The sequence below is a fragment of the Sutterella sp. genome, from assembly GCF_052272535.1.
In the GTDB taxonomy this organism is placed as follows: Bacteria; Pseudomonadota; Gammaproteobacteria; order Burkholderiales; family Burkholderiaceae_F; genus Sutterella.
This window is the reverse complement of sequence record NZ_DAVZJY010000105.1, coordinates 1-8,079: the sequence shown is the minus strand read 5'-3', so window position 1 is coordinate 8,079 and position 8,079 is coordinate 1. Positions and strand designations below refer to the sequence as shown.

The 8,079-nt window shown below is 67.0% G+C and carries 9 protein-coding genes; 6 read left to right on the top strand and 3 right to left on the bottom strand.

What is annotated here, in order from left to right:
* The 4 genes from ACT6Y9_RS06645 to ACT6Y9_RS06630 all read left to right on the top strand — a co-directional run.
* On the top strand, window positions 1-567 hold a 567-nt coding region (locus tag ACT6Y9_RS06645), incomplete at its 5' end, for a LysR substrate-binding domain-containing protein (RefSeq protein WP_443743944.1).
* Window positions 568-977: 410 nt separating this feature from the next.
* A complete protein-coding gene (locus tag ACT6Y9_RS06640; RefSeq protein ID WP_443743943.1) occupies window positions 978-1,274 on the top strand; it encodes a hypothetical protein in 297 nt (98 codons plus the stop codon).
* A 13-nt stretch (window positions 1,275-1,287) separates the two neighbouring features.
* On the top strand, window positions 1,288-1,446 hold the full coding sequence (locus ACT6Y9_RS06635; RefSeq protein WP_443743942.1) for a hypothetical protein: 159 nt from the start codon (window positions 1,288-1,290) through the stop codon (window positions 1,444-1,446).
* Between the two features lie 163 nt (window positions 1,447-1,609).
* The gene (locus tag ACT6Y9_RS06630) at window positions 1,610-2,086 is read left to right on the top strand and encodes an Rrf2 family transcriptional regulator (RefSeq protein WP_443743941.1); all 477 of its coding nucleotides are present in this window, start codon (window positions 1,610-1,612) and stop codon (window positions 2,084-2,086) included.
* 18 nt (window positions 2,087-2,104) lie between these two features.
* Here the strand turns inward: ACT6Y9_RS06630 and ACT6Y9_RS06625 are convergent, their stop codons facing one another.
* The gene (locus tag ACT6Y9_RS06625) at window positions 2,105-2,488 is read right to left on the bottom strand and encodes a helix-turn-helix domain-containing protein (RefSeq protein ID WP_443743940.1); all 384 of its coding nucleotides are present in this window, start codon (window positions 2,486-2,488) and stop codon (window positions 2,105-2,107) included.
* 189 nt (window positions 2,489-2,677) lie between these two features.
* Here ACT6Y9_RS06625 and ACT6Y9_RS06620 point away from each other — a divergent pair, with 189 nt between their 5' ends.
* Window positions 2,678-3,466, top strand: coding sequence for a nitroreductase family protein (locus ACT6Y9_RS06620; protein ID WP_443743939.1), 789 nt, complete (start codon window positions 2,678-2,680; stop codon window positions 3,464-3,466).
* 87 nt (window positions 3,467-3,553) lie between these two features.
* Here ACT6Y9_RS06620 and ACT6Y9_RS06615 read toward each other — a convergent pair whose 3' ends face one another.
* Window positions 3,554-3,970 (bottom strand): type IV secretion protein Rhs, encoded by a 417-nt coding sequence (locus tag ACT6Y9_RS06615; protein ID WP_443743938.1) that lies wholly within the window; start codon window positions 3,968-3,970, stop codon window positions 3,554-3,556.
* A 229-nt stretch (window positions 3,971-4,199) separates the two neighbouring features.
* Between ACT6Y9_RS06615 and ACT6Y9_RS06610 the strand changes: the two genes are divergently transcribed.
* On the top strand, window positions 4,200-5,453 hold the full coding sequence (locus ACT6Y9_RS06610) for a sugar transporter (RefSeq protein ID WP_295477332.1): 1,254 nt from the start codon (window positions 4,200-4,202) through the stop codon (window positions 5,451-5,453).
* Window positions 5,454-5,571: 118 nt separating this feature from the next.
* Here ACT6Y9_RS06610 and ACT6Y9_RS06605 read toward each other — a convergent pair whose 3' ends face one another.
* Window positions 5,572-8,025, bottom strand: coding sequence for a DEAD/DEAH box helicase (locus ACT6Y9_RS06605; protein ID WP_443743937.1), 2,454 nt, complete (start codon window positions 8,023-8,025; stop codon window positions 5,572-5,574).
* Window positions 8,026-8,079: the final 54 nt, after the last annotated feature.

The window sequence follows — 8,079 nt, the reverse complement described above, 5'->3', positions numbered from 1 at the left end:
ACGCGTAAGGACTCAGTAGGGAATCTCCGTCCTTCAGGGCGGAGAGGATGTCAAATCAAGCGCTACGGTATGCCGCGCGTGCCGGAGGACTGTCTGCGTCACACGGGGCTTTTGATTAACGGTCCCACCCGCAGCGCTACGCAGGCGCTGACGATGGGCGATCGCACGGAAAAACTGCGCTGGAAAAAGGCCAACATCATGCACAGCATCAATTCGCTGAAATCGGCTCTGATGCTCGGAGCCGGCGTGGTGCCGGATCTGCCGCTCTTTCACTGTGCGGAGGAACTCGAAAATCAGCAGCTCGTGCAGGTGCTCCCCGGCTGGCATCGTCCGACATTGTCCTGCTATGTCTCCGCCCGAGAAGAGGCTTATGAAAAGCGCCGCGTGCAGATTTTTACGGAATGGATTGCCGAGCGTGAACGCGGGAAAATGGCCAGTCTTCGGGAACGCTTCCCGCAGTTTTATATGAAGCTTCGTGGAGACTTGTGGGATCCTATGAAATCCGCGCCAACGAGCGCGGGTACAGTATCAGGCGAAACGCTTTCAGAATTGAGGAGGCTGGCTTAACGAGACGGGCTCTCTGAGGAGTCAAGTCAGGGACCACTGCGTCCGAGCATATGCCGCGTACGGGCTTGGCGGAGTGGGGAGATCGTCGAAGCCTGGCGCGTCGCCTACGAACAGCTCTCGGGTATTCTCATCCATGCCGAGCAGGAGATCTACGTCCAGCTGGAGGCGAAGGAAGGCGGTTGGAGCGGCTGACGCTCCTTCCAGTGCGTCAACCGCGTGAAGGAATGCACCGACGTCGAGTTCTTCTACTTTGTTCCGAGCAACTTCGGCCCGGTGCCCGCCTACAAGCTCGACAAGTACACGACGATCCATCCACTCGAAGGCCCTCAACCTCACGCAGCCGCGACAGTACACGCTCTCGCAGACCCCGGCGGGCTCGATGCTACGCGTCACGGTGAAGGCGCTCCACAGTGAGGCGGGACGCCTCGACGGGCACCTTCGTGCTCGACGACGTCAAGGCCGAGTCGCCCATAGTCCTCATCGCCGCGGGCATCGGCATCACGCCGATCGTCCCGATGCTCGAGGAGCTCGCGACCGAGAACCCGCTGCGCCCCGTGCACTTCCTCTATTCGACGCAGAACAGCGCCCACTATCCGCTGCGCAAGGACGTCGAGGCCGCGATCAAGGGCATGCCCAACGCCGCCAAGGGCGTGTACTTCGCAACCCCCCGGGCCCGACGACCATCTCGGTACGGACTTCGACGTTGAAGGCCGCATCACGGTGGACAAGATCCGCTGCTTCTGCCAGGATCCGGGCGCGGACTTCTACATCTGCGGTCCGGTCGACTTCATGAAGGCGATGTCGAGCGCCCTGCAGCAGATCGGCGTGCTGCCGACGCGCATCCACACGGAGACCTTCAGCACGGGCAGCCTCGAATAAGGCGCAGTGCGCAGACGGAGCGCCGCTCCCACGGCCTTCAGCCGTTTTGCCCCCGGAGGCCGGACGACCGCGCAGAGGAGAGCGCGCCGCCCGGCCTTCTTCGCATTCCCATTGCGCTATTCTTCCCGCCTCTTTCTCACCACTCTCCAACAAACATCCCTCGATGCGCCTCACCCGATTCACCGATCTCGCGCTGCGCGTGCTGATGCTTCTTGCAACACGCCCCGCGGGCGAACTCACGACCGTCGCCGAGATTGCGGCCCGGATCGGCTGGACGCACAACCACGTCGTGAAGGTGGTGCATCAGTTGGGCCGCCGCGGTTGGGTGCTGAACCGCCGCGGGCGCTCCGGGGGCGTAGAGCTCTCGCCCGACTCCAGGGCGCTGCGCTTGGGGGACGTCGTGCGCGCGCTCGAAGAGGACCTCCCGCTCGTCGACTGCGCCGATCCCGCCTGCGGAATCGCGCCCGGATGCCGGTTGCCGGGCATCCTCAACGGAGGGCTCGAGGCCTTCTATGCGGAACTCAACCGCTTCACGCTCGCGGACCTCGCGGGCCCGGGCGACTTCGACGCGCTCTTTGCGGGCGCGCGGGTGATCCCGATCCGGCCGCAGACGTCCTCCCGGCCCGTCGCCGAGCGCTGACCGGACGGGCCAGACCGGTCAGGCTCGGAAGCCCGACGCGGAGAAGTCCGACGCCTGAACGCCGAAGCGCCGGGCGAGCCGCTCGGCGACCTCGGGCGGAATCGTGCGCACGCCCATCTCGAAGTCCGAAATCCGCGACTGCGTCGTGCCGAAGGCTTCGGCCGCCTGCTTCTGGGTCATGCCCGCCTCGGTGCGCAGGCGCTTCAAAAGCTTTCCGGGAAGCTCCCTTGCGGCGGGCTTCGCCCAGAGGGAGGCCGAATCCGTGAGGGGCGGCCGAGCGTCGACGAGAGCCGCAAGGCTCTTCAACGTCTCTTCGAACGCGTCCGCGGCGTACCGCGGAACCGTCACCTGAAAGCTCACGCCGCCTCCGGGTTGTTCTATCCTTTCCACCTTCACCGCCATGGCGACCGCGCTCCTTTTCGCGTTGAACGACTCGACGAACGTCCGCGGGAGGGCGTCTTCCTCAAGAGAGGTGCTCCCTCCGGCTCCGGGCGATTCTATCCGGGCGCGCTCGCCCTCAGGGCGGGGCCACTTTGAAGAACGGGAGGCCCCTGCGGGACATGCAGTCCGCCGAGGCCTCCGTCGAACGTCATGTCCATTGAGAAAGTTCAGAAAGCGATCAACCGGCTCTCGAACCTCAAAGCCGAGATCAGCGACCAGTTCGAGGACCTGAAGGCCGAAGTGAACCGGCGCTTCGCGAGCCACGCCAAGCGCCGCGACGACGAGATCTTCCGCCCGCTCCCCGCGCCCACGGGACTCGACATGTCCCTGATGGACGCCCTGAAGAACCGCCGCAGCCAGAGAAACTTCAGCAACGAACCCCTCTCCGACCAGGTGGTCGCCAACCTGCTCTACGCCGCCGACGGCATCAACCGCAAGGGCGGGAAGCGCACTACCCCTTCGGCGCTGGACTGGCGCGAAACCGACGTCTATCTCCTCAAGGCCAACGGCATCTGGCTCTGGGTGCCCGAACGCAACGGGCTCCTCTTCTGCGCGATGAAGGACGTGCGCGAGGAGACGTACCTCCTGAACGCCCAGCTCACGCTCCCGCCCCTCGAGATCGTCTTCGTGACGAACTACGCCCGCACGCGGAGCCTCCTCACGGACGCCGTCGAGACGATCGCCCCGAAAATCAAGAAGGCCGCGGTGGACGAGGCGGACCTGCGCGAAATGCGCATCCGCGCCTGTCACCTCGACGTGGGCGCGAAGCTCCAGTCCGTGTACCTCGCCGCCTCCGCGATGGGCCTGGCGTGCGTCGCGCGCACGGGCTTCTCGGCCGAGAAGATCGTCGCGGCGCTGCGCCTCAAGCCCGACGAGGTCGTCGTGGCCGCGCAGTCGCTCGGCTACCCCGCGAAGTCGATCCTCGACCACCTGAAGTAGTCTGAGGGCAATCCGCCCAACACAGCCCCTCATGAGGGCGCTCCTCCCCGCGCGGGCGGAGCGCCCTTTCTCTTCTCCAGCGCCCCCTCAGCGGCCCACGCGGCCTTTGTAGCGGCCGAGCGCGTCGTACGCGCGGCCCGATTCGTCCGTGCGCCCCAGGTAGCGCCCGAGACTGTCGTAGCGGCGCCCGTCCTCCGTGACGCGCCCCTGATAGCGACCGAGGTCGTCGTAGTAGCGGCCGTTCTCGGTCACGCGCCCTGCATAGCGCCCAAGATGGTCGTAGCGGCGGCCGTTCTCCGTGGTTCTTCCCTCGTATCGCCCGAGCGAATCGTAGCGGCGCCCGTCCCCGGTCACCCGCCCCTGGTAGCGGCCGAGCTTGTCGTAGATTTTTCCTTCGGGCGCGACGGGCTCGAACGCCCGCACCGCCGTGACGGCGTCCGCGGCGTAGAGAATGGCCGCGACGGCGCCGGCCGCAAAGCATGAAAGAAAACCGCGTCTCTGCATGGACCGAATTCCTCCCGGAGTAAACGACTGGATTCTGGCGGAGCGCTCTAGGGACGCGCGCGCTCCCCTCAGACATTCTCCGCCTTCCATGCGGAAAACTCACCTTCCCGAGCGCAGCCGACTCTCCGAACACAAACGCAAAACTACGGGTAATCCCTGAGCGTCGGTGCTACGATTCGCGGCTGGTCAAGACCCCGACCCTTTCTTCACTTTTCCCATACACGCAATCATGATTGATGAACAGCGCCCTGAGACGGGCTTTCGCGCATGGCTTCCCATCATGTGCCTCGCCGTCTCCACGTTCGTCTTCAACACCTCCGAATTCCTCCCGGTGGGGCTGTTGCCTGAGATGGCCGAGAGCCTCCATGAGACCACGTCCTTCATGGGCCTCGTGATCACGGGCTACGCCTGGGTGGTCTCGATCATGTCGCTTCCGCTCGCGCTCGCCACGGCGAAGCTCGAACGCCGCAAGCTCCTGCTCTTCCTCGTCGCCTTCTTCGCCTGCTGCCACTTCGCGGTGATCTTCGTGGACAGCTTTGCGACGCTCTACGCCACGCGCGTGGGCGTGGCGCTCATGCACTCGATCTACTGGTCGATCATCACGCCGCTCGCGGCCCGCATGGCCCCGAAGGGCAAGCGCGCCGTGGGGCTCGCGATCGTGATGGGCGGCACCATCGTCGCGACCGTCCTGGGCGTCCCGATCGGCACGCAGCTCGGCCACCTCTTCGGCTGGGCCGAGAGCTTCTTCATCATCGGCATCGGCGCGGCCGTCGCGTTCGTGCTCCTCTGGTTCGTGCTCCCGCCCTGCCCGAGCACGAAGGCCGGCAGCATCAAGAGCCTCCCCGTCATCCTCAAGCGCCCCGCGCTCCTGCAGCTCTACTTCCTCACGGCCGTCACGGTGCTCGGGCAGTTCACGGTCTACTCCTACATCAGCCCGATCCTGCAGCACGTGGGCGGGATGGCGGAAAACGACGTCGTGAACGTCCTCTTCCTCTACGGGCTCGCGGGCATCATCGGCACGGTTGCGGCCTCGAAGACCGTGGACCGCTACCGGTCCGCGACCCTCACGACGCCCCTGATCCTGCTTGCCCTCACGCTCTTCCTCGTGGTGCCCCTCTGCTCGAACTGGCTCACGCTCATGCCGCTCATCGTGGTCTGGGGCACCGCACAGACCGTGATCTGCATGGCCTTCCAAACCGTGGTGCTTGACGTGGCCGCGGACGCGCAGGACGTCGCAACGTCGCTCTACTCGGGCATCTTCAACATCGGCATCGGCGGCGGCGCCTTCGTCGGGAGCCTCGTCTCGCAGCACTTCGGCTTCACGCCGGTCGCGTTCGTGGGCGGCGCCTTCGTCACCGTCACGGCCGTGTTCTGCCTCATCGTTCTGATGAAGACGGGCAGTGCGGTGCTCCCCTACGAAGATCTCTCGCACGAGCCGGGCGAGGCGCGCACCGACATTTCGCACCCGCAGCAGGCGCACTGAGGCGCACGGAAGCACGAACAGCGCACGCCGGCGCGTTCGTGATTTCATCAGAAGGCCGGGAGCGATCCCGGTCTTCTCTTTGTCCCGGCCTTCACTTCGGCCGGTCGACGGCGGAGCCTCAATACGGCACGTCGCCCAAATCTGCGGCGCCCTCGATCGCCTTCGCCTCCGGGAAGCGCCCGCCCGCCGCCCAGGAGAGCACGCGCGCGCGCATCTCCTCGACGCCGAGGACGCCTTGGGCGAAGCCCTTCCTCACGAGCTCCTCGGGCACGAACGCGTCGTACTTCTCGAAGACCGGAACTTCGGTCGGGTAGACGAGGTCCATGGGGTCGGTGAGGCTCCGCGCGGCCGCGGCCGCCGCCCGGAAGAAGTCCGGCGCGTCCGCCTCCATGCGCAAGCACATGAAGTAGGGGCGCGAGACCTCGAAGTGCGAGAGCTTGAGCGCCGCCGCGCAGCGGATCTTGATGAGGCGCTCCAGGGCGAGGAAGGCGTAGGTGCCGAGCCAGGGAAAGAGGCACCAGAGGCCATCGCCCAGGGGGAGGAGCGGGCGCTCGGTCATGCCGGTGCGCCGCGCGGCGGTGCGCGCCTCGACGAGGCGCTTCACGGCGTGCGGCAGCAGATAGGGGTACGCGTCGGTCGAGCGGAGCACCTCGCACATCTTTTCGAGCACGTGCGTGTGGATGTCGCCCGGGCAGAGGCCGAAGAAGGCGGGAACCTTCCCCTTCACCTCGTCGCACCAGACGACGTGGCGCTTCACGTCCACCTCCTCGACCAACCACACGCGCCCGGCGATCGCGATCTTCTCGCCCGCGGGCGGCGGCTGCACGATGGTGCCCAGCTCCTGCGAGCGCGAGCGCACCGTGAACTCCTCGTTCTCCTGGAAGACCGCGTAGAACTTGAAGCTCGCGAGCTGCCGCTCGCCCGCGAGCCCGACGATCAATCCCCCGCGCTCGGTGCGCTCGATCTGGTCCGTGTCCAAGAGGTGCAGGAGCAGCGTGCGGTAGTCCGCCGGCTCGATCCGCGCGAAGGGCGAGAGCCCCAGCACCCGCTCGGCGAGGTCCTTCGGGCGCATCTCGCCCTCGGAGGCGAGGGTCGTCATCGTCTGGTGGTAGAGGAGGCTGAAGGGGAGGCGCCGGAGGTTCGGCGGCTCCACCCAGCGGTCCCGGCGGAAGCTTTCGACGAGGCCGATCCCCTGGAGGAGCTTCCAGGGGATGGTCGAGGGGAGCATCGCCCGGGGCTCGGGCTCGTCCTCGCGCATCACGAACCACATCTCGGGGGGCGCCCCACGCCGGCCCGTGCGGCCCATGCGCTGCAGGAACCCCGAAACCGTAAAGGGCGCGTCGATCTGGAAGGCGCGCTCGAGGCGCCCGACGTCGATCCCGAGCTCCAGGGTCGCGGTGGAGCAGACCGACGCCCTGTCCGCGTCGTCCTTCATCGCGGCCTCGGCCTCCGTGCGGATCGCCGTCGACAGGTTCCCGTGGTGGATGAGAAAGCGATCGGGCTCTCCCCGACGGTCGCAGTAGGCGCGCAGGGTCGAGGTCACCGCCTCGCACTCCTCGCGGGAGTTCGAGAAGATGAGGCACTTGCGCCCGCGGGTGTGCTCGAAGATCGCCGCGAGCCCGGGGTCCGCCCCCTTGGGCGCCCGGTCGGTGGCCGAGGCCTGCGGGTCCGTCGCCTCGGCGGGGAGTTCGATCTCGACGGCGGGCGTGTTGGTTGCCTCCTGCGCCTGCGCCGCATCCGCAGCGTCTGCAGACTGCGCCCGCCCGGCATCCTGCGCCCCAAGAGCGGCGGGCTCGGGCGCGTCCGGGAGCGACGGCGCGGGTTCGGAGACGCCGGGCGACGAGGCGCTCGAACACTCCTTCTCCTCTGCAACCACCCAGTAGTGCTCCATCGAGAGGCGCCACTTCACCGGGGGCGAGGCGACGCGGGGCACGATGACGGGGCGCGTTGATTTGCCGCGCAGAAAGGCCGCGGCGCGCTCGAGGTCGCCGATCGTGGCCGAGAGCCCGATGCGGCGGGGGTCCGTTCCCGAGAGGCGCGAGAGGCGTTCAATGAGGCACATCGTCTGCAGCCCGCGGTCGCCGCGCATGAGCGAGTGGATCTCGTCGATCACGACGAACTGCAGGTTCGAGAAGAGCGCGGGAACGGCGGAGTGCTTTCTGAGGAGCAGCGCTTCGAGCGACTCCGGCGTGATCTGCAGCACCCCCGAGGGGTGCTCGATGAGCTTGCGCTTCCTCGACTGCGGCACGTCGCCGTGCCAGGCCCAGACGGGGATCCCCGCCTCGGCGCAGAGGTCGGTCAGGCGCCCGAACTGGTCGTTGATGAGGGCCTTCAAGGGCGCGATGTAGAGCGCCCCCACCGACACGGGCGGGATTTCCGAGAGGAGCGTGAGGATCGGGAAGAACGCGGCCTCGGTCTTCCCGGAGGCGGTGGAGGCCGAGAGGAGCACGTGGGCGTCGGTAGAAAAGATCGCGTCGCCCGCGGCCGCCTGAATGGCGCGCAGCCTTCTCCAGCCGCTCCGGTAGATGAAGTCCTGAATGAAGGGGGCGTAGCGGCCGAAGACGTTCGTCATGGGGTGTCTCTTCAGAGGTCGAAGTCGGTGAAGCGCCGCGCCGCCGGGGCGGGC

Excerpts from the sequence above, each read along its gene's own strand:
- ACT6Y9_RS06630 (WP_443743941.1), top strand. The coding sequence starts at position 1,610 with ATGCGCCTCACCCGATTCACCGATCTCGCGCTGCGCGTGCTGATGCTT.
- ACT6Y9_RS06605 (WP_443743937.1), bottom strand. The coding sequence starts at position 8,025 with ATGACGAACGTCTTCGGCCGCTACGCCCCCTTCATTCAGGACTTCATC.
- ACT6Y9_RS06615 (WP_443743938.1), bottom strand. The coding sequence starts at position 3,970 with ATGCAGAGACGCGGTTTTCTTTCATGCTTTGCGGCCGGCGCCGTCGCG.
- ACT6Y9_RS06625 (WP_443743940.1), bottom strand. The coding sequence starts at position 2,488 with ATGGCGGTGAAGGTGGAAAGGATAGAACAACCCGGAGGCGGCGTGAGC.
- ACT6Y9_RS06610 (WP_295477332.1), top strand. The coding sequence starts at position 4,200 with ATGATTGATGAACAGCGCCCTGAGACGGGCTTTCGCGCATGGCTTCCC.
- ACT6Y9_RS06620 (WP_443743939.1), top strand. The coding sequence starts at position 2,678 with ATGTCCATTGAGAAAGTTCAGAAAGCGATCAACCGGCTCTCGAACCTC.